Origin of the sequence: Rufibacter sp. XAAS-G3-1 (assembly GCF_013623775.1) — a bacterium.
GTDB lineage: Bacteria > Bacteroidota > Bacteroidia > Cytophagales > Hymenobacteraceae > Nibribacter.
Genome location: NZ_JABFAM010000007.1, coordinates 118,436 through 139,331, shown reverse-complemented (window position 1 = coordinate 139,331; position 20,896 = coordinate 118,436). Strand labels below are relative to the sequence as shown.

Genomic DNA, 20,896 nt, shown 5'->3' with positions numbered 1-20,896 from the left:
GTTGGGCCGCTCAAGCACTTCGCCTGGCGACTACGCCCCCAGCCCGCTATGCCCCTTGATGACGTAACGCCAGACATGGTGCCGCAGCCGCTGGAAGGGTACTCCGACAAATTTTTCTACAGACCCGGCGAGACCGTCTCTTTCCACCTCAAAGCCGATCTCCCGCAGAATACCCTCCGGCTGCAGCATTGCGGGGCAAACAACGGGTGGCATGAACTCACCGAACGCTTCTTTGACCAATTGCCGCAGAAAGAGGCCGTGCAGGAAGCGCAAGAAGGCTGTCACTGGTCTATTGGCTGGCAGTTTACGTTGCCTCTCACGGCTGCCCCAGGATATTACCGCGCCTTGCTGACCAACCCAACTCTGAAAGGTTCTTCTGAGATTCATTTTCTGGTAGGCGTTTCTGCCCCCGCGTCTAAAGTTGCCGTGCTGGCCCCCGTGACCACCTGGCTGGCGTACAACGCGTACGGTGGCCAGTCGTTCTACCGGAACGCGCTGGGCGAAGGCTACGCGCCTCTAGTCTCTTCCCTGCGGCCCAACACTGCCCTAAGCTATTCCGGCACCCACCCCCTTCAGCATAACCTCCGGATTGAGGCCAATATCTACCATTGGTTTTCCCGACACCACCAAGCAGACCTCTACCCAGACTATTTCCTGGAAGCCCATCCTGATCTTCTAGCAACCTATCAGGTGCTGGTGCTCGCGTACCACGCCGAGTATTTCTCTGAGAAAATGTATACCGCCTTACGAAACCTGGTTTTTCAACAGCATAAACCTTTGCTTGCGCTAGGCGGAAATCAGGTGTACTGGCAGGTACGCTGGCACCAGAACTTTACCCAGCTAGAATGCCGGAAAAACGCCTCTTTTTTCCAAAACGAGGCCAAAAGAGGCGGTCTCTGGCGGCACACCCCTCACCCCGAGGCGCAGCTTATGGGTGCCCACTTCACCGAACCCGGCATGGGCACGTACGCCCCGTACCAGGTTCTGCAACCTGCCCATTGGCTTTTTGAAGGCACCCACGTAAAAAAAGGAGACCGCTTCGGTGAAAAAGGGCTGGACAACGTTCCCATTTGCGGAGATGAAACCGACAAAACCACCTGGAGTACCCCCGCCCATACGCTGGTGCTAGCCAAAGGATTGAACAAAACTTCTGCGGGGGCAGAAACGGTGCACAAAGAAAAAGACGCTGCCTGGGATGGTACCGGCGGCGGTGAGATAACCTTCACGGCGCTTTCTGCCGCTCATGCGGTCTTGAACACCGGCTCCATCCAAAGCGGTTCTGGCCTGGGAACAGACCAGGTTTTCACGCAATTGATCCAGAATTTTATGCGGCGGTACCTCCGTACCTCCACCGGTGGTACCACCGCCGCAGGAACTGCAACGGCACCTGTTGCTTCGTAAGCAGGTGCAGGATTCTGTAGGTAACCGTCATTCCCTGCTCTTCTCTCAACAGATGCAACAGCTGGGCCGCCTCTGGATAATTGGCGGTAAGATAGGCGTGCCGCGCCTCATACCTTATTCTGGTGCTCAAGGCCTCTCTTTCCTGCGGAGTTCTGATTAACTTTTGGGCCTTTTGGATGACTTTGATGGTAGAAGCCAACTGCTTGTCTCCTTTCTGGTACACTTTTCTGGAGAGTGACTTCGCATGCATCCGGCGCTTGCACAAAGGCTGATCCAGGAAATAATAGTCCCAGTTACGTGCCGATCTCACCCAGAAATCAAAGTCCTCATAGGCCAGTGCAGGGTCATAGCCTCCCAGTTCCTCCAGCACTTGCCGCCGTATCATCATGGTGGGCGGGCAAATGAAATATCGGCCCAAAACCTCTGAGAAGACCTCTCCTTGAGCCGGCCTCGGGCTGATCTGCCCAGTGGCAGACCGGGCGTAGAAAAAGCCCAGGGAAGCAGATTGTTCGTCTATGAGTTCGGCGTTGGTGTACACTACTCCGTAAGAAGCGGGCAGTTGCCCGAACGCCGCTACCTGTTGGGCTACCCGCTCGGGGTGCAGGACGTCATCGGTGGCAAAATCAATGATGAACTCCCCCCGGCTGAGTTGCAGGGCTTCATTGAACGAGGCACAGTTGCCTACGTTCTGGCCGTGCCGGATAAACCTGATCTGCGGGAATTCCCGCGCAAACTCCTCCATAATCTCCACACTCCTGTCTGTGCTCAGGTCATCTACCACCAGCACTTCCAGGTTAGGATATGTTTGCGCCAAAACAGAGTCCAAGGCCTCGCGCAGGAACGCAGCGTGGTTATAGCAAAGGCAGATGATGGAAACCAGTGGCACGCTCATTTGTAAAAAAGGTATGAACGGAACAGATATAGGTGAAATACCAGATACAAACCGTTCCCAATAGCACCTGCCAAAGGCAGGCCTTCTATTCCATATATTGGAATAAGCGCCTTCACCAACAGGAGACAGACCAGCGGGAAAAACAGTTGTATGCAGATGTATAATTTCAATTGAGCACGCACAGCTATTACGTATGATAATATCCATGCCACCATCTTCAGAAAGTCTCCGATTAGTTGGTAGTCAAAAAGTGCTTGTGCGGGTAAAAAATCTTTGTTGAATAGGAGCAGGATAAGATATTCCCGCAGCCCTGACACCAGTAACAGTGAGACTCCAAGCAGGGGTACTAACGTAAGGAAGATTGTCCTTATATACCTCTTTAATTCATCTTCCTCTGTTACTAAAGAAGCTACCTTTGGGTAATAGACCATCCCTAAAATTGAGGTATATACCATGGTGTAGCTATCTGAGATTCGGACAACCGCCTGCCACATGCCCGTGTCATGAAGTGAAAACCGGCTGATAGCTACTTCCCGCACAATAAAATCGGCGAGTTTACCGCCCACTAGCGTGGAGACCGCCATGAGAACAAATTTGCCTAATTCCCGGAAAGATTCCTTAGACAATTCAATGTGCCACTTAGGAAGGTATGCTTTGCAATAGACGACAACACCTCCCACTACCCCACTAATGGCCTGCCCAGCCAAAAACAAGAATAGCACTACCGGTAGAGTTACATTCCCAACAGACCACCACATCACCGTAATGGTGCAGCCACTGGTCAAGAGGCTTAAGAAGACATACGCGCGCAGGGCTTGCCTGGCCAGCAATACAGAAAGCCAAAAAAGATGGAGCAGCAGCAGGGTAATCAGAAATACCCCAAGCAACACGTAACCTCCATTTCCCTGGATTACTTCGTTGACATCAAACCGATCCAAAAAAAAGGACGGGAAGATGAAAATGCCTCCTAGAACCCCTACAAAAGTGATCAGGTTAAGCCAAAGGCCCGCCCAAAAAAAGGAAGCGTATCTTTCATCACGCACATTGCCTTGGGCCAGGTGTCTGACCAAGCCCACATTCACGCCACTATTGGGCAGCGTGGTGAGCAGTGCAACAAGGCTTTGAAAGTGAGACAACAAAGCAATTCCACTGGGCCCATAATAGACGGCGAATAATTTATTGACCACCAAGGCACTACCTGCACGGGCTACGGTGGACAATGCCGACCAAATGGAGCCTTGTAGGAATTGTTTCATGTGCTGCTTTCCGGCCATGGCGCAAACTACTAAGAATTGATCTCTGTTGCAGAATCTACCAGCTGTTTAAGGGCTCCTTTTGGAAAATCAGCCTTGAAACAGAGCAAAGAAGGAGGCTGGCTTTCAGCCGAAGAAATGCTGAATCTGCTCTATGACACAGGCCTGCTCCAACTCCGTCATACCGGGGAAGAGAGGCAGGCTCAGGCTGGTGCTGGCTAGTTCTTCAGTGAGGGGGAAATCGCCCCGGCGGTATCCCAACTGCCGGTAGGCTGGCTGGAAATGGGGCGGCACCGGGTAGTGCACCAACGTCTGGATATCTTTCTTTTGGAGGAACTCCTGCAGGGCATCTCGGCGGCTGGTACGGATGACGTATAAGTGGTAAATGTGGTCTGTGCCCGTAGAAACTACCCAAGGTAGGCAAAGGTCACCTACTCCGGCCAAGGCCTGCTGGTAGATTGCCGCTAACCGTTTTCGCTCCGTATTTAGGACATCCAGGCAGGAAAGCTTTACTGACAATACGGCCGCCTGAAGAGAATCAAGGCGGGAGTTGACGCCTGCCTGCGCATACTCATACCGCCTGGACTGTCCATAATTATGGTGTTGCCTTACCCAACTGGCAATGCCGCTATCTTGGGTGACTACCGCACCGCCATCACCTACGGCGCCTAAGTTTTTGGTGGGGTAGAAACTGGTGGCGTTTACCTTCCCAAACGTGCCCACTGGTTTGCCGTTATACAACGCGCCCTGCGCCTGCGCGAAGTCTTCTACTAGCTTTAGGTTATGGCTCTGACACAGGTGCAGGAGTTCTTCCATTTCGCAGCTCTGGCCATATAAATGAATGGGCAGGATGACACTGGTACGAGGCGTAAGCACCGGTAAAACGGTGGCGGCGGTGATGTTATACGTTTGGCTGTCGGGCTCGGCAAAGACGGGTTTGGCTCCCACCTGCTGCACCGCATTGATGGTGGCAATGTAGCCGTTGGCGGGCACCACCACGTCATGGCCGGGGCCTACTCCCAAGGCCCGCAGACTCAGCACCAGGGCATCATACCCATTTCCCACCCCAATCACTTCTCTTCCACCCAAATAGCGGCCAAATTCCTGCTCGAACCCCGTCACGGAAGGCCCCAATATGAGCTGGTTTTTCCGCAACTCCGTCAAGAGGGCCTCTTCTACCCGCTGCTGAAGCCCAACCGGAAAATCACGGAAGGTAAAAAAGGGAACGTGCATGGTATGCCTGAGCTTTGAAGAAAATTTTAGTTGAAGGAAAGAAGGTATTGTTCCTGTAACATTGCTCGGGCACCCATGCTTTCTTTGAAATAGTACAGACTCTCGTTTACGTACTCTCCATCCTGGGAAGATCCAAAGCTAAAATAGCGTTTTGTACTTTTAAACTGAGTAAAAATAGTATCTAAGAAAAAAGGTAGGGCTCGGAGCCTTCTGCCTTCTTCGTTCATCCCTAAATACTGGGCATGAACAACCTGTTCAGATATAAACAATACGCTTCCACCTAACAACTTACCTCCATCATATACCCCATACAGTTGAATATTCTCCGGAAACCGCTTTGCTAGCTGCACCAATTCAGAGGAAGCATGAGCCGGTTGGCGGCCATATTTCCTCTGGAGAATATTTTGCATAATATCCATGAATCCTTCCCACTCCTCACTTTTCTGAACGCGAAGCCCTATTTTACGCGCTTTCTGGATAGACCATCTTACACCCCGGTAATACTTTACCGGGGGAGCCTTTAGGTCAATGACGCTGATTAAATCTCTTGCTGCTAGATGTGCGCCTAACAGCGTCAAAACGGCAATATCTTCGCTGGCTGGTATTCTATGGTAACAATAAGGGATAGCTTTATAGAATATCGTGTAAACTTTCTGTTCCTTTAAATATTCCAAAAGCGAGGCGAACACCTCCCGCATCATAGAAAAAGTCATTGCGGCATCACAAATCACCCCCCCAAAGGTAAGTCCCTTGTGCGTGGCAAAAACGCCGCCGTCCAAATGGGCGGGCAGCACGGCTACTAGCTTCTGTTTACGGAAAAACAGGAGGGACGCATCCTGGTACCTATGGGAATGGTATTCCATGTAATGCCGCTGGAACATAAAATGGCCATTCTTTGCACTTTCCACCAAGTCATTCCATTCTTTTTCGTAGTCAGCTGTATACCTAAGAACCTTCATGTGGTCTTGCCCTTTTTAGAGCATGTTTAAATTTCATCTTTGCGCTGCAAACGGCCATAAAAAGAACCTGCGTTCACCTTTTCCTAGTACCATAGCGCTGTCACGCGGCTCAAAAAACGCTTCCGCAGAACCTTTCTCTGGCCGTTTTCGCCTGCAAACCTCAAATGTAAACAAGCTCTTAGAAAACAACTTTACGGAAAGAGGGTTTGCTTTCGCCTATTTTGAAATAAAACTTTCAAATTCTTCTCTGTCCCTGATATAATCCGTCTCCTCAAAAACGGTGGAGGTCATGCAGCAGAGAATGGCACCGGGCGATGGGTGTACCGTAATCCAGCAGAACGGCGGAATGTACAGCCCTTGGGCAGGCGTAGCTAACGCAAATACTTCTTTTCCCTGGGCCGTCTCCGTTACCACCCGTACGCTTCCCTGCACCACCGTCAAAACTTCTTGGGTGGTGCGGTGGGCATGGCCGCCCCGCTCCGTTTCCTGCGCCTGGGCGAACACCCAAAAGACGCGCCTGGCGGCAAAGGGGAGGCCGGTGGCATCCTGGGTGGAAATCAACGTGCCGCTGGCATCGGGCAGGCACCGGAAGGAAAGCAGGTAGGGTTCAGAAGACATCATGGGGCGCGAAGTTACGCAAAGCAAAACAAATCAGGCGCGCCCTGGCTTCTGGTGGTGCCTCCAGAGAAACGGGTTCCCTTATTCCCTTTTTGAGCCATTTTCCCAAAAACACCCCTAAAACGGGGAAGGCTGCTATTCTGATTCGTTTCGTATTTTTGCGCTCCATGGAGGACACCTACCGCACCATTGCCGCGCCCGCAGAGGGACTGTACAAAGAGAAGGGCAGCAAGTTCATCTCCAAAGCCTACCCGGTGCGCACCGAGGAAGAGGTGAAAAACATCCTGCTCGGCCTCCGGAAACAGTACTTTGATGCCCGCCACCACTGTTACGCCTACCTGCTGGGGGCCGACAAAGCCACGTACCGCGCCAACGATGACGGCGAACCCAACCATTCGGCCGGCGACCCTATTCTGGGGCAGATCAAGTCTTTGGGGCTGAGCAACGTGCTGGTGGTGGTGATCCGGTACTTCGGGGGCGTGAAACTAGGGGTGGGCGGTTTGATCCACGCGTACAAAACCGCTACCGCGGAAGCGCTGGAACAAGCCCAGGTGGTGGAAGGCCATGAAACCGCGCTCCTCACCGTGCGGTTCGGGTACGAACAGATGAACGAGATCATGAAAGTGGTGAAAGACTTTGACCTGCCCGTTAAACAGCAGGACTTCAACCTGGATTGCCGCCTTACTTTAGAAGTCAGGACTAGCCTGCTTGCCCAGATAGAGGGCTTGCTGCAGAAAGGCGGCGGCACTCTCCAAAACGAAACGCCGCCTCTGGTATAGCGTTTTAGCCCTGTTTTCCAAAAAATAGCGCCGAAGCAGGTTTATCCCTACCTTTCCGGTTTACGTATCAAGTCCAGCTTACCCGGTTACGTCTATTCCCAGAACCCACATGCGCATTCCTCCCATTCTTTCTAAACAGCCCACCAAGAGTATCTTGGAAAGAAGCGTTGGCCAAAAGCCCGGCTCGTTGACCATCTCGGCGCAGGCGCTGCCCCCCCGGCTGTTTCTGGTCTCTTTTGACGAAAACCTGCATGAATCCCGGGAGTTCGCCGACTATGACACTCTGCTGGAAGCGTTCCACCAAGCTCCGCACGCGCGGCACTGGATTGACGTGCGCGGCTACGGCAGTATTAAGCTGCTGGAGCGCATTATGGCCGACTTCCAGATCCATCCCCTACAGATGGAAGATGTGATCAATGACTACCAGCGGCCCAAGGTAGAGGAAGACCATAACCGCCTGTTCATTGTGTCCCGCATGATCGCGTTCACGCCCGGGCACGAGCTGGACGATGACCAACTCTCCCTCTTCACCGGCCCCAACTACGTGCTCACCTTCCAAAGCGACTACGAAGATTGCCTAGACCCGCTCCGCGAACGGATCAAGGTGGGCAAAGGGTCTATCCGGAAGAAGTCTGCCATGTATGTGGCCTATGCCATCATGGACGTAGTGCTGGATCATTATTTCCCGGCCATGGCCCAACTGGGCGAGTATGCCGAGGAACTGGAAGACTGCCTGTTCGAGAACCCCAGCAAAAAACTGCTGAGCCAGATTCTGGATCTCAAGCGCGAAGTAGTGAAAATACGCCGTATTGTCTGGCCAGAGCGGGATAAGATCAACGAAATTCTGCGCATGGACGAGCAGCTTATTCCGCATGACCTCAAAATCTACTTCAAAGACATCTATGACCACGCCGTACAGCTCATTGACCTGGTAGACAACTACAAGGAGATCACCAGCAGCCTTACAGACCTGTACCTGTCCAACGTAAGCAACCGCATGAACGAGGTCATGAAAGTCTTAACCATCATCTCCACCATCTTCATCCCCTTAAGCTTTATTGTGGGGCTGTACGGCATGAACTTCTCGCGCGAAAACCCCAGGGGCGGCATCAACCCGCTCAACATGCCCGAACTGTATCATCCCTACGGCTACGTTACTTTGCTAGGCATTATGGGGCTCATCGTATCTGGCATGGTTTATTACTTTTACCGCAAAGGTTGGCTCACCAACCAATAAATTTCTCCTAGGCGAAGTCCGTATTTGGCCTGATTTCAGGAAATCAGCCTGTAAACGCCTTAAAAGAAGGTTCACGTTCATACCATTATTGAAATGATAAGCAGATGGGAATGCGTGCAGAACCCATCCCTACCCCTCCGAGCCTAATCTTGTAGGGAAAAATGAGCGGCTATTTAGTTTCTGAAACTTCCATAAAACTAAGCCGCTCTTCTGGAGTTCCACTCCAGAAGCAAGCTGCCGGGGAGTTCCACTCCCCTTCTTTTACCCGTGGCTCCCGGCGGAGTGGAACTCCGCAGCAGGCAGGTTTGGGAGTAGAACTCCCGAACAGCAAGAAAAGAAATTTTCCCTACAAGATTAGTTCTGAGCAGGGGAATACGCCTTTGCAGGAGACAGGAATGCGTGTAAGAGAAGGCACGGCCTGGTCTCTACAAGTACTTTCCCCAGTTCCCGTCCTCCCCGAGCGCGCCTCGCTTTTGGCCATAGACAGACCTCAGCTAAGAGAAGAGAACTTCTTAGGCCGAAAGGGCAGTGCGAGAGGGGAAGACGGGGCCCCGCGGCCGTGAGCGCTTAGCGGAAACTATGAAACAACACAGCACCTGCACCCACGCAACAAGCAGACAAGCCAGGGAACAGCAGATTGCATGCACCTGCCAATCGCTCTAAAGAAGCCAGTACCAGGCAGAGGCCAAAGCGCAGAAAGGAACCAATTGTAGAATAAAATTCGATCTGTACAAACAAAAAGGCTATACCCTTGTAGAGCATAGCCTTTTTGTTTGAAAGGTATTTTCTGAAATCAACTTACCTCTGAGCCACTAAATCAACATTCAAGTCAAACTCGTTGCTGATGGCTTTGTCGCCCAGGTTGTCAAAGAAAGAGCCTGAACCGTACTTGATGTCATATTTGGTTCTGTCCACTTTGATGTTGGCTTTGGCTTTGATCTGGTTTCCAGCGTGCGTGATGGTAGCCGGGAACTGAACCGGTTTCTTGATGCCCTTGATGGTCAAATCACCGTTCACCAGGTACTGGCCCTTGGTTTTGGTGGGGGTAACTTTCGTGAGCACCAACGTAGCCTTCGGATGCTTAGCCGTCCCGAAGAAATCATCTGACTTCAGGTGGCCCACCAGATCCTGGTTGCTCTTAGGGTCTGTGATGTCTGAGCAAGTGATGGAGTTCATGTCAATGTCAAAAGAACCTCCCAAGATGTTCTTGCCATCGCTGCTGAGCTGACCACTAGCAATGCTGATCGCGCCTGCGTGCTCACCCGTCACCTTGGTGCCTTTCCAGCTCACTTTAGACTGGTTTTTCACAACTTTGTACTCCACGCCTTTACCGGCGAAGGCGAATGTGACCAACGCTACCAGCGCAGCCAATACAGTGTTTCTTAGTTTCATTTCTTTTTGACTTACTGTTTAAGTGATGCAAATGTATAGACAATTAATGTATATACATATAGTTTTTAAAAAAATATTTCCCAGCCTCCTTTGCTGGCTCTGTCCCTTAACAAACCAAACGATAGGAATGGCCGACGAGTCAATTTCCTTCCGCTGTATCGGGAACAGGCCAGGGAAGCGGGTTTGCGCGTTTAGAGCCTGTTTTCCGCAAAACAGCCCAAAAACACCTTAGCAAAACCCTTGCTGTTCGGGAGTTCCACTCCGGAAGCAAGCTGTTGCCGAGTTACCCTCTGCCGGGAACCACGGGCAAAAGAAGGAGAGTGGAACTCCGAAAGAGCGGTCTTGGAAACCTGTGAGGTCCCCAAGACCTCACAGGTTTGCGCGTTTCCGGCCCGTTTTCCCTAAATCAGCCTCAAAACGGAAGTCACCCCAAAGCCCGGGAATTTCTGATAAGGCAAACTTACTAGCGGCCTTGCACCACCGTTTTCTGCAGAAGCTTGTGGTGGGTAGAGAAAATGGTGTATTGGTTTTGCACCTCGTTGTAGCGCACGGTTACCGGGTAGCTGGTAGTAAGGGGCTCTTTCCCTAAAGGTTGGGCCTGCACATCAAACAGATACGCTTTGCGCGGGCCGGTTTCCCAAATCACGTACAGCTTGCGGTCTCCGCCGAAATGGTAATACTGCACTTCTTTGGCCGATGCCGTCACAAAGCGGCGGTCTAGCAGGAGTTTCCCGTCCTGCCCGAACAAAGCCACCCGGCCGGGGTCTGAGCGGGCGATGATAAAGGACTTCCCTCCTGCCTCGGGCACCAGTTGGAACGTGCTGCGGCGGTCTGGGCGTAAAAGCTGCTCGCGCTTGGTGACCTCACCGGTTAAGTCAAACGTGATCACCTGGCCATCTTGGGTTACGGTGGTGAACAGCGAGCGCCGGAACGAAATGCCCACTTTAGGGAAAAGCCCCGAGCGGAGGTTGGCGTTCAGGTTGATGGGGAAGCCCGGGTACGGCTCGCCCTGCGTCCCGAAGGCGTGGATGTACCCATTCTCCAGCACCGCCAGTACCACATTGCGGCCGTTCACTTTTACGTGCTGGGGCGGGGCGGCCAGACGGCTGTCCAGGCGCATGGGGTTAAAGCCCGGCTGTAGGTTCCCCTGCATGTCCAGAATGAAAAGATTGCCCAGGTTATCATCGGCGGCCAGCCGGTAATCGCCGGTTTTGTCGTAGTCAAAGACGGTGAGGCGCTGCAGCCTGATGGAATCGCCGAGCGTGAACGGAAAGTTCTCTTCCTCTGCCCCGTTCTTGTCCATGCAATGCAGGCTGTTGGTGGTGGCGAAGAAGTATTTGGGGCGTTTGTCTGCGCCGTACGGATATTGCAGCACCGGCCCCATTACCCGTGAAGAAAGCGTATCGCTCCAGTTGTGGCGGCCTTTGTCTGTGCCTATGCCGTACAGCACCAACGCTGAGTCCTGCACCACTACTTCATTACTGTTGTCTACCGCAAACTGCGTCAGGAACGGCGGGGAGATGAGGCGGCTCTTGAAATCAAAGGTTTCTTCCTGCCTGATGCCCTGGCTCGCCAACACCGCTTTCACCCTTGATTCTTCCTGGTGCCGCAGCAGGAAACTAGTGTAATACTGTTTTCCCTGGGCACTGAACTGGACACTGAGATAGTTGAATTTCTTGACAATGGTGCTGTTACTGAGCAGGCTTCCCTGTTTCTGCGGGCTCATGGAACGCAACAGCAGGTTCCAGGCATGGCTGGTATTCACGAACAGGCCCAGGTTGTCTTTCTGCTGCGATTCATTCAGAAACGGCTCCAGGGCCTCAGACTTACTCCAGACTTTGCCTTCCTCCACCTCGGTGAGCAGAGACCGCATGGTGGCTACGTCATCGGTGAACAGGATGTAGTTCTGCAGGGTGGTGTAATACGTCTGCTCAAAGCCTTTGAACACGTCGCCGAACAGTTGCTGGGGCAGTTCGCGGGCGGTGAGCAACCGGATGGTGTGCGTACCGTGCTTTTCAACGGTGCCCATGGTTTGGCCAGGTTGCAGGCGGTTCAGCATTTCCTGCGTGAAACGCGGGTTAGCGGACTGCGCAAACAGAACCTTCTCGGGGCTGGACTTGGTGTCATAGGCTTCCAGGTAACAAAGGCCCAACTCGCCCACAAAAGAACCGGACAAAGAATCCAGAAAAGAACCTTCTGGCGGGCCGGGATTTTTCCGGAGGGAATTCATTTTGTTCAGGCCCATGTGCAGCACAATGGCCGCCCGCACCGGCAGTACCTCGCGCAGGTTGAACGTTTTGGCCTCGTGCCCTTGAATTCTGTTGTACAAAGAACCTTCTACCGTCTCTGGATTGGAGAAACCGTTCATGAACAGCCGGTTGTTTTCCAGCTTGAGTTGCAGCATGCTGTTGCGGCAAAGGCTGCTGAGCAGATTCACGTCTTCCAGCAGGTCTTTCTTCAGGAAAACACCCAACAAATCGGGCACGTGCCGGTAGTTGATGAAAACGTTGGCGTACACATCATTCTGACTCAGGTAATTGGTGTTCTCGTAGTCTTTGGCCGGTGACTCCAGCTGCCCGCGGTTTATTTTTCTAATCACCTCTTCCACCAGCACAGAGTTAGGGCTGATGACCAGGTTGTTATGATAACTGAAATACGAAAGATTGTTGCCGTTGTCGCGGTGGATGATGTCGGTGATCTGGAAGCCCTGGTAATCGCGCACCTCTTGGCGGTACACCCCAGATTTGCCCAGGTTCTCTACCAACGTGCGGATGTAGCGGTGCTGCGCTACAGTGTTGACGGGCACGTAATAAATCAACTCATTCTCTGTGCGGCCCAGCACGTGCATGGAAACCAGCACGTTCTTTTTGGTGAGGAAATTACGGAGTTGCTTCTGCCCCCCAGAAAGGCTGTCCAGCAAGGCCAGGGGGTCTTCCATGCGCAGCACAAACGGCATTCTGGACACGGTGGCCCACATATCGGTCTGCTGCAAATGATCCAGGAGGCGCGGCGCGTTGTTGGTTTCCACCACAAAGACGGCATCGTCGGGCACCAGCGTCCAGAGGCTCACCTTTTCCCGGGCGGCCGTCCATTTAGAATACCCATAGTAGCCCAGTGCCAGCAGAAGCACCACACCGCACAGCCAATAAATCGTCTTTTTCGACATCCATGAAAGTTAGGAATACAAAAATAACGGAAAAACCACCGTTTCAGCGTTCGCTCTGTAGAATTTGAAGAATGTGCGGTACACGGCCTTGGCTGCGGGTTTTCTTTTTAACTTGCCGCTTCGGGATTGAGTGCTTGAGGGAATGAGAGAAGGAGTGAATGGTTTTTTGCTTCTTTTCCTGAAAATTCGCTTAAACCAACGGCAAACCAATTAAACCAATTCAGAGAATATGCGCGTCGTGCTACAGCGGGTGTCCCAGGCATCTGTCACCATTGAAGGAACCGTTACCGGACAAATTGAGCAAGGCCTCTTGGTACTGGCGGGCTTCACCTCAACAGATACCCCGGAAGACCTTTCCTGGATGGCCAAAAAGGTTGCCCAGCTCCGGATTTTCTCTGACGCCGAGGACAAGATGAACCTGAGCGTGCAAGACGTGAACGGCGGCATCCTGCTCATTAGCCAGTTCACGCTGTATGCGCTCACCAAGAAAGGCAACCGCCCCTCCTACCTCAACGCCGCCCCGCCCGCCGTGGCCATCCCGCTCTACGAACAGTTTCACCAACTACTGGCGCAGGAACTAGGCAAACCCGTGCCCACCGGCATCTTCGGCGCCGATATGAAAGTGGCCCTCGTCAACGACGGCCCCATCACCATCACCATTGACTCGCAGAACCGGGAGTAAGCGGGTCAGTTGACAGTGATTGGTTGTTAGTGATTAGAATTGTAGAGTAAAAATTGGACTCAGAACTCCTGACTCAGAACTCAGAACTAAAAAAGATGACCCTAGAAGAAGCCCAACAAGCCGTAGATACCTGGATCAAAGACGTAGGCGTCCGGTATTTCTCTGAACTGACCAACCTGGCCATCCTCACCGAGGAAGTAGGCGAAGTGGCCCGCATCATCGCCCGGCGCTACGGCGACCAGTCGTTCAAGAAAAGTGATGAAGAGGTAGACCTGGGGGCAGAAATGGCCGATGTGCTGTTTGTGCTCATCGCGCTGGCGAACCAGACGGGCGTGAACCTAACGGAAGCCTTCGCCAAAGGCATGGAGAAACGCACTTCCCGCGACAAAGACCGCCACCAGAACAACCCCAAGCTGCGGTAGCTCTTCTAAAACAAAAGGCTTCCGTTTAGCGGCTGTTTTTAAGAAACGGCCGCTAAACGGAAGCCTTTGATTTCTCTCGCTCGCGTCCCGCGTGTGTGGGTTACCATCGGCCTCTGGCCGAGTTAGGGAAACTTGCTTATACCCCTATTGAATGATTGATGCGCCGAAACCTACCCCTCCGCGGGGGGAATACGCCTTTGTTGGGGATAGGAGGCAATACAACCAATAACCGCTACCATGGCGCGTATTTACTTCCGTGGCTTATTGCAGTCACACCAAGAGTCACGCAAGTAAATCCGCGCCATGGTAAGTCCAATTAAAATAAAAAGAGCTCACCTGCAAACCTCTGTTCCTTTCCCCAGTTCCAGTCTTCCCCGAGCGCGCCTCGCTTTTGGCCCTGAAAAAACATCAGCTAAGAGAAGAGAACTTCTCAGGCCGAAAGGGCAGTGCGAGAGGGGAAGGCGGGGCCCCGCGGCCGTGAGCGCTTAGCGGAAGCTATGCAAAGAGCCGCACCTGCACCCACGTAAAAAGCGGACAAGCCAAGGGAACAGCATATTCCATGCCCCCCTCATCTCTCCAAAGAAGCCAAATCAAAGCGCAGAAAGGAACCAATAGTGGTATTACTCACTTACGCTTCATCCTTCTAGCGACGGGAAGACGCACGTACCCCACTCTCCCGGGATGCACCCGTTTTACAGGTAATTCACCCAAAAAGGCCGCAAAACAGGCTTTCGCTTTTAGAGCTTGTTTACATTTCAGGTTTGCGCTGCAAACGGCCATAAAAAGAACCTGCGTTCGCGGTTAAGTCGCCCCGTAACACTGCTACGCGGCTCAAAAAACGCTTCCGCAGAACCTTTCTCTGGTTAGTTGAGCCGGCAAACCTCAAATGTAAACATGCGCTTAGCCGAACCTTACTCCGCCGGCACCAAAAAATCTTCTTTCAAGACCGGCACTACGGTGTAGGTATCTTCCTGCAGGCAGAATTCAATGTCTTTTAAGATGTGGAGGCGTTCCAACCGCTGCACGTGCGATGATTTGGAGAGGAAACCCAGCAGGTCTGGTTTGGCGGTTCGGTAAAGGTGGTAGGCGGCCAGCGTGGCGTCATGGTTTAACTCGAAATCGCCCTCCAGGCGTTCAGCCAGGGCACCGGCAAAAAGGGTGTCTTCCAGGTTGAACAGGCCTTTCCAGCCCGCACAGACCACGACTACGTCTTTATTGGCTTTGCGCAGATAGTCGGCGACGGCTCCCACGTTGAGGAAAGCGCCCACCAGTACTTCATCCGCAGCGCGGGAAAGCCGGATGGCCTGGGTGCCGTTGGTGGTGGTAATAGCGAGCAGACGGCCGGTGCGGTCTTCCTCTAAATAGTGTAAGGGCGAGTTGCCCAAATCAAACCCTTCGGCTTTGACGCCGTCCCGCTCGGCGGCCACCAGATAGCCCAGGTCGCGGTAGGCGAGGCAGGCTTCCAGTTCACTCACGGGCGCAATGTGGGTGATGCCGTTGGCCAGGGCGGTCACCATGCTGGAGGTGGCGCGCAACACATCTACGGCTACGGCAATCTTTCCGGTTAAATTATACAAGGGCAACAGCTCTGGGCTGAAGCAAACGTCTAGGGAAGGCATAAAAAGAGTTCTGAGTCTTGAGTGCTGAGTCTTGAGTGAATGGAAAGAGTGCTGATTTAGATGAAAAAATTTGGCGTTTAGGGGCTATTTTCTCAAAAACAGCCCCTAAACGCCAACAAAGGTTCTGCGTCTTGAGCCGAAAAATTCACGTTTCCAACTCAGGACTCTGGACTCAAGACTCAGAACTCCGTTACATTGACTCAGAACTCTAAACCGTAGGTTTATAAAACGGCAGTTTCACTACCTGGGCTTTGAGTTGCTTGTTCCGTACTTTGATGAGAATCTCGGTGCCGGGGGCGGTGTATTCATTTTGCAGATAGCCCAGGCCAATGCCTTTGCCCAAAGAGGGCGACATGGTACCGGAGGTTACTTCGCCAATGGGGGCACCCTCGGCGTTCACGATCTCGTAGTGGCTGCGCGGAATACCCTGCTCCATCATCTCAAAGCCGATGAGTTTGCGGCGCACGCCTTGCTCTTTCTGGGCTTTGAGCGCGGGGGCGTTGGTGAAGTCTTTGTTGAATTTGGTGATCCAGCCCAGCCCGGCCTCCAGCGGCGAGGTAGTATCGCTGATGTCGTTGCCGTAGAGGCAGAAGCCCATTTCCAGGCGCAGGGTGTCGCGGGCACCCAGGCCAATGGGTTTGATGCCCACGGGGGCACCGGCTTCCATGATCTTCTGGAAAACTTCTTTGGCGCTCTGGTTGGGCACGTAGATTTCAAAGCCGCCCGCGCCGGTGTAACCGGTGGCCGAGATGATCACGTCGGGCTGACCGGCGAACTGGCCTTTGTCAAAGGTGTAGTACACCATAGAGGCCAGGTCAACGGAGGTGAGCGGTTGCAGGGCTTCAATGGCTTTGGGGCCTTGCACGGCAAACAGAGACATCTCGTCTGAGACGTTCTTCAGCTCGGCCCCGTGGGTATTGAACTGGCTGATCCAGTTCCAGTCTTTTTCAATGTTGGAGGCGTTGACCACCAGCATGTATTCCTGGGGAGCCAGGCAATACACCAGCAGGTCATCCACAATGCCGCCTTGGGTGTTGGGCAGGCAAGAGTACTGGATTTTGCCGGGGGTTAGTTTAGAGGCATCATTGGTGGTCACGCGCTGGAGCAAGTCCAGGGCCTGGGGGCCCGAAACCAGAAACTCGCCCATGTGCGACACGTCAAAAATACCTACGGCTTTGCGCACGGTGTGGTGCTCATCCAGGTCTGAACTGTAGCGTACGGGCATGTTGTAGCCGGCAAAAGGCACCATCTTCGCGCCCAGTGCTTCGTGCACATCATTGAGGGCAATTTTCTTCAATTCCATATAGCTGTGATTTAAGAAGCTGGGTTAAGAAAGGCAAAAATACAAAATTCAGGCGGGTTTCTAAACCTTCTGCCCTGCTCTTTGCCTTGCCAAATACCTTACGCCAAAAGCGGTTTTAAGAGCTTGTTTACATTTCATCTTTGCGCTGCAAACAACCAGAAAAAGTACCTGCGGTCGCGGTTGCGTCGCCCCGTAGCGCTGCTTAGCCCCTCAAAAAACGCTTCCGCAGAACCTTTCTCTGGGTAGTTGAGCCTGCAAACCTCAAATCTAAACATGCTTTAAGGCTGTTTTAAAGAAAAGAGGGTAAAAACACTCTTGTGGAAGTCAGGCCCCCAATGAGGAAGCCCCCAGGCCGTTTTTGGCCTGTTTTGCTTAAAAGTCTGCCAAAACGTGACTAGCTGAAAGCGCACCGCTCCAAATCAAGGGTGCTATAAGTAGAGCAAAAATTCTACTTTTGTAGCCCCGGGTTTCTGAAAAGAGAACGGGCGGCTGTTTCTGTCTTTCATTCGGGAAGTGGGTTCCGCTTCTCCTAGCGCACGCGATATGAATCTTTCAACCAAGCTCTTCGCCGGCTTCGTTCTTATTTCGTTTCTGTTCACCTCGGTGGCCATTGTCAATTACCGGTTGTCTGAGGATGTGATCTCCAACTCCAACTTTGTGACCGACTCCCAGAACATTACCCGTACTTCGGCCTCGCTGCAAAGGAACCTGATAGACATGGAAACCGGGATGCGGGGCTTTCTTCTGACCGGGAACGAAACCTTTCTGGCGCCTTACTATTCTGCCGAACCCCTGCTACCCAGCCAGTTCAACCTGCTCAGGGAATACATGAAGGAGAAGCCCGAGCAGATCAAACGCATACGGGAGATTGAAGACCTGCATTCTAAGTGGCGCAACGAGTTTGCCGAGCTGCTCATTGCAGAGAAGAAAAAGGAAAACACCAAAGGAAACCCCACGCGCGGCATCCATGCCCTGGATCACGGCTTTCTGGTCTTGAACGAGGAAGGGAAACGCCTCACCGACCAGATGCGGGTGTACTTCAAAGACTTTAACGCCATTGAGTACAAGGTGCGGGATGTACGCAGAAAGCGGTTAGAGGAAAGTATTGCCAACACCCGCCGTATCTCCACCACGCTCACGGTCATCTCGGTACTGCTGGGGCTGGGCTGGGCCTACTACATTACGCGCCTCATCTCGCGCCGCATCATGAAAATGGTTCACCTGGCCGACAAAATATCGCACGGCGAATACAAAACCCAGATTGAGGACGATGCCCACGACGAGCTCACCCGCCTCACCGACTCGCTGAACCGCATGGCCGCCACCATTGACAAGACGTTTACCGAACTGGACAGCAAAAACAAGGAACTAGACCAGTTTGCCTACGTGGTGTCCCATGACCTGAAAGCCCCGCTGCGCGGAATTGAGAACGCCTCACGCTGGGTAGAGGAAGACATGGGCAAAGAGCTTCCGGGCCACATTCAGGAATACCTCATGATGATGCGCATACGGGTGCACCGCATGGAAAACCTCATTAACGGTATTCTGGCGCTGGCCCGCATTGGCCGCTCTAACCTGGAGGAGGAACAAGTAGACGTGCAGGCCCTGCTCTATGAGATTGTAGACATGCTTAATCCGCCGGTGGGTTTCAAGATCCATATTCCAGAGCAGTTGCCCACCGTACAGGCCGCCAAAGTAGAGTTGCAGCAGGTTTTCTCCAACCTCATCAGCAACGCCCTCAAGTACCACCACGCCGCCGCCGGCAACGTGACCATTGCCTACCAGCAGATAGAAGACCAGCATGAGTTCTCAGTGATAGATGACGGCCCGGGCATTGAAAAAGAGTACCACGACCGTATTTTCCTACTTTTCCAAACCCTGCAGGAACGGGATGCCGTAGAGAGTACGGGGGTTGGTCTGGCCATTGTGAAAAAGATCATTGAACGCCGCGGAGGCTCCATTTGGGTTACCTCTACCCTGGGCAAAGGATCTGTTTTCACCTTTACCTGGCCCATTCTCACTTTGGTTGAAGCCTGATTACCTACTATCTTTGACGTTTACCAATATTTCAAAAGAACCATGAGTGATTCGCAGACGAGTATTTTGTTAGTGGAAGACGATTATCTTGATGCCATGAGCGTGGAACGTGAGCTACGAAAAATCAAGGTAATGGTGCCGCTACACAAAGCCAAGAACGGACGCGAGGCCCTGGCCATGCTGCGGGGCGAACCTGGTACCCCCAAGTTAGACCCACTGCCCAATCTCATCCTCTTAGACATTAACATGCCTAAGATGAACGGAATAGAGTTTCTGGAAGAGCTACGCCGCGACCCTTACCTTTCGCACCTGAGCGTGTTCATCATGACTACCTCCAACGAAGACTCAGACCGCCACGCAGCCAAAAACCTGCAGGTGAGCGGCTACATTGTGAAACCCCTCACCTTTGACACTTTCAACGACGGCGCCTCCAGCCTGGACAGCTTCAGCCTTTTCCTGGATCTGCTGAAACTGAAACCATAAGAATCCTTCCAAAAGCCAGTAAAAAGCCGTGGGGCGTTTAGGGTTTGTTTTTCTAAAAACTGCCCCTAAACGCCCCACGGCTTTTCTGGACTCGTGTAAACCAATCTTACCTTCCGCGGGAGATAGCCTCTCACCCCCCTCTCCCACGGAGCCATGCTGGTGCGTTTTTGAGCTGTTTTGCGGAAAATAGGATCTAAACGGCATCGGCACAGACACTCGTAAGTCTAAAGACACTACGAGGTCTTTGGAGCAGGCGGTATTGCGGAAGTACCAGCAATACGTGGATCAGCAGGTGTAAACATCCCCCTTCGCCCCCTTCAAAGGGGGAGTATCTGTTTTAGAAAGCAAAAGTATCGAACTAATGGATATGGGCTCTACAACTTTCCCCATTTCCAGTCTTTCCCGAGCGCGCCTCGCTTTTGGCCATAGACCAACACCAACTAAGAGAAATAAACTGTGCAGGCCAAAAGGGCAGTGCGAGAGGGGAAGACGGGGCCTCGCGGCCGTGAGCGCATACCGCATAAAATGAAACAATACAGCACCTGCACCCACGGAACAAACGGACAAGCCAAGGGAACACCGTATGGCGTGCACCTGCTAAGTACCCACGCAACAAACAGAAAAGCCAAGGAAACAAACAGCGAAAGACGTGCACAAACTAATCACTCTACCAAAGCCACTTCCAGACAAATGCCAAAGCGCAGAAATAAACCAATAAGGGTATAATCTTTTTCTGCGAACCCTCTTAAACGGACTTCCTTACTCTCGCAGACTCTGCTTCCGGCAATAACCTAAACGTCATTCTATGGTGCGGCGAAGCGCCATATTCCCTGATCGCATTTCGGTGGACTTTGGTAGGATACCCGGCGTTCTGTTCCCATTTGTACTCCGGAAATTCAGCTCCTAACCTGATCATCCGTTCATCGCGGTGGGTTTTAGCCAGAACAGAAGCCGCCGCAATATGGAAGAACCGGCTATCTCCTTTCACCATGCAGGCGTGCGGCACGTCTTTGTAGGGCGTAAACCGGTTCCCGTCTACCAATAAATATTCTGGCGTGATAGGCAGCAGATCTAGGGCGCGGTGCATGGCCAGAAAAGAGGCGTTCAGGATATTGATCTGGTCAATCTCCCGCGGGCTCACCTCGGCCACGGCCCAATGCAGCGCCTCGCGGCAGATTTCCTCACGCAGCTGATCCCGCTGTTTGGCGCTCAGCAATTTTGAATCGGTGAGCAGGGGGTGAAAGTAATCTGGGGGCAGCACCACGGCACCCGCCACTACGGGCCCGGCCAGGCACCCGCGCCCGGCTTCGTCCAATCCTACTTCCAGCAGTTTTCCGCTATGGTTTGCGATGAGCATGTTTACTCTTGGCTTGTTTGATTTCCTATATGAAACAGACAAAGAAGGCAAAAAAATTCTGTT

At 52.7% G+C, this 20,896-nt stretch carries 17 protein-coding genes; 7 read left to right on the top strand and 10 right to left on the bottom strand.

All coding sequences use genetic code 11. The features are described 5' to 3' along the window. Nucleotides 1–48 precede the first annotated feature (48 nt). Nucleotides 49–1,401 carry a N,N-dimethylformamidase beta subunit family domain-containing protein gene (locus HHO50_RS09160; RefSeq protein WP_181305716.1) on the top strand — a complete coding sequence of 451 codons (1,353 nt, stop codon included), beginning with the start codon at nucleotides 49–51 and terminating at the stop codon, nucleotides 1,399–1,401. Here HHO50_RS09160 and HHO50_RS09155 read toward each other — a convergent pair. The 5 genes from HHO50_RS09155 to HHO50_RS09135 form a co-directional block, all read right to left on the bottom strand. Beyond that, entirely contained in the window at nucleotides 1,325–2,293 is a 969-nt protein-coding gene (locus HHO50_RS09155) for a glycosyltransferase (protein WP_181305715.1), read from the bottom strand. The two genes, HHO50_RS09160 and HHO50_RS09155, sit on opposite strands and share 77 nt — an antisense overlap. Beyond that, a complete protein-coding gene (locus HHO50_RS09150; protein WP_181305714.1) occupies nucleotides 2,290–3,567 on the bottom strand; it encodes an oligosaccharide flippase family protein in 1,278 nt (425 codons plus the stop codon). The genes HHO50_RS09155 and HHO50_RS09150 overlap by 4 nt, the downstream gene beginning before the upstream one ends. A 105-nt stretch (nucleotides 3,568–3,672) precedes the next feature. Beyond that, nucleotides 3,673–4,779, bottom strand: a complete 1,107-nt coding sequence (locus tag HHO50_RS09145; RefSeq protein WP_181305713.1) for a DegT/DnrJ/EryC1/StrS aminotransferase family protein — start codon at nucleotides 4,777–4,779, stop codon at nucleotides 3,673–3,675. A gap of 26 nt (nucleotides 4,780–4,805) precedes the next feature. Beyond that, nucleotides 4,806–5,738 (bottom strand): GNAT family N-acetyltransferase, encoded by a 933-nt coding sequence (locus HHO50_RS09140; protein WP_181305712.1) that lies wholly within the window; start codon nucleotides 5,736–5,738, stop codon nucleotides 4,806–4,808. A 216-nt stretch (nucleotides 5,739–5,954) separates the two neighbouring features. Next, nucleotides 5,955–6,359 carry an FdtA/QdtA family cupin domain-containing protein gene (locus HHO50_RS09135; RefSeq protein WP_181305711.1) on the bottom strand — a complete coding sequence of 135 codons (405 nt, stop codon included), beginning with the start codon at nucleotides 6,357–6,359 and terminating at the stop codon, nucleotides 5,955–5,957. 164 nt (nucleotides 6,360–6,523) lie between these two features. Between HHO50_RS09135 and HHO50_RS09130 the strand changes: the two genes are divergently transcribed. Together HHO50_RS09130 and corA are read left to right on the top strand one after the other, a co-directional pair. Beyond that, nucleotides 6,524–7,135 carry a YigZ family protein gene (locus tag HHO50_RS09130; protein ID WP_181305710.1) on the top strand — a complete coding sequence of 204 codons (612 nt, stop codon included), beginning with the start codon at nucleotides 6,524–6,526 and terminating at the stop codon, nucleotides 7,133–7,135. A 154-nt stretch (nucleotides 7,136–7,289) separates the two neighbouring features. Continuing rightward, nucleotides 7,290–8,372: a magnesium/cobalt transporter CorA gene (gene corA / locus HHO50_RS09125; protein WP_255478666.1), complete on the top strand. Its 1,083-nt coding sequence runs from the start codon at nucleotides 7,290–7,292 to the stop codon at nucleotides 8,370–8,372. Between the two features lie 798 nt (nucleotides 8,373–9,170). Here corA and HHO50_RS09120 read toward each other — a convergent pair. Together HHO50_RS09120 and HHO50_RS09115 are read right to left on the bottom strand one after the other, a co-directional pair. Further along, on the bottom strand, nucleotides 9,171–9,764 hold the full coding sequence (locus HHO50_RS09120; RefSeq protein WP_181305708.1) for a YceI family protein: 594 nt from the start codon (nucleotides 9,762–9,764) through the stop codon (nucleotides 9,171–9,173). A 463-nt stretch (nucleotides 9,765–10,227) separates the two neighbouring features. Continuing rightward, complete coding sequence (locus HHO50_RS09115; RefSeq protein ID WP_181305707.1) at nucleotides 10,228–12,930, bottom strand: hypothetical protein; 2,703 nt, start codon at nucleotides 12,928–12,930, stop codon at nucleotides 10,228–10,230. A 229-nt stretch (nucleotides 12,931–13,159) separates the two neighbouring features. On the opposite strand from HHO50_RS09115, the gene dtd reads away from it, so the two are divergent. Together dtd and HHO50_RS09105 are read left to right on the top strand one after the other, a co-directional pair. Then, on the top strand, nucleotides 13,160–13,612 hold the full coding sequence (dtd, locus tag HHO50_RS09110) for a D-aminoacyl-tRNA deacylase (protein ID WP_181305706.1): 453 nt from the start codon (nucleotides 13,160–13,162) through the stop codon (nucleotides 13,610–13,612). A 95-nt stretch (nucleotides 13,613–13,707) separates the two neighbouring features. Continuing rightward, a complete protein-coding gene (locus HHO50_RS09105) occupies nucleotides 13,708–14,034 on the top strand; it encodes a nucleotide pyrophosphohydrolase (RefSeq protein WP_062542532.1) in 327 nt (108 codons plus the stop codon). 911 nt (nucleotides 14,035–14,945) lie between these two features. Here the strand turns inward: HHO50_RS09105 and HHO50_RS09100 are convergent. Together HHO50_RS09100 and gcvT are read right to left on the bottom strand one after the other, a co-directional pair. Further along, nucleotides 14,946–15,653 (bottom strand): 2-phosphosulfolactate phosphatase, encoded by a 708-nt coding sequence (locus HHO50_RS09100; protein WP_181305705.1) that lies wholly within the window; start codon nucleotides 15,651–15,653, stop codon nucleotides 14,946–14,948. A 208-nt stretch (nucleotides 15,654–15,861) separates the two neighbouring features. Next, the gene (gene gcvT, locus HHO50_RS09095) at nucleotides 15,862–16,956 is read right to left on the bottom strand and encodes a glycine cleavage system aminomethyltransferase GcvT (protein WP_181305704.1); all 1,095 of its coding nucleotides are present in this window, start codon (nucleotides 16,954–16,956) and stop codon (nucleotides 15,862–15,864) included. A gap of 543 nt (nucleotides 16,957–17,499) precedes the next feature. Here gcvT and HHO50_RS09090 point away from each other — a divergent pair. Next, a complete protein-coding gene (locus tag HHO50_RS09090; RefSeq protein ID WP_181305703.1) occupies nucleotides 17,500–18,993 on the top strand; it encodes a CHASE3 domain-containing protein in 1,494 nt (497 codons plus the stop codon). A gap of 42 nt (nucleotides 18,994–19,035) precedes the next feature. Then, nucleotides 19,036–19,476, top strand: coding sequence for a response regulator (locus HHO50_RS09085; protein WP_181305702.1), 441 nt, complete (start codon nucleotides 19,036–19,038; stop codon nucleotides 19,474–19,476). A 745-nt stretch (nucleotides 19,477–20,221) separates the two neighbouring features. On the opposite strand, the gene HHO50_RS09080 is transcribed toward HHO50_RS09085, so the two are convergent. Further along, the gene (locus tag HHO50_RS09080; RefSeq protein WP_181305701.1) at nucleotides 20,222–20,833 is read right to left on the bottom strand and encodes a ribonuclease HII; all 612 of its coding nucleotides are present in this window, start codon (nucleotides 20,831–20,833) and stop codon (nucleotides 20,222–20,224) included. Nucleotides 20,834–20,896 lie beyond the last annotated feature (63 nt).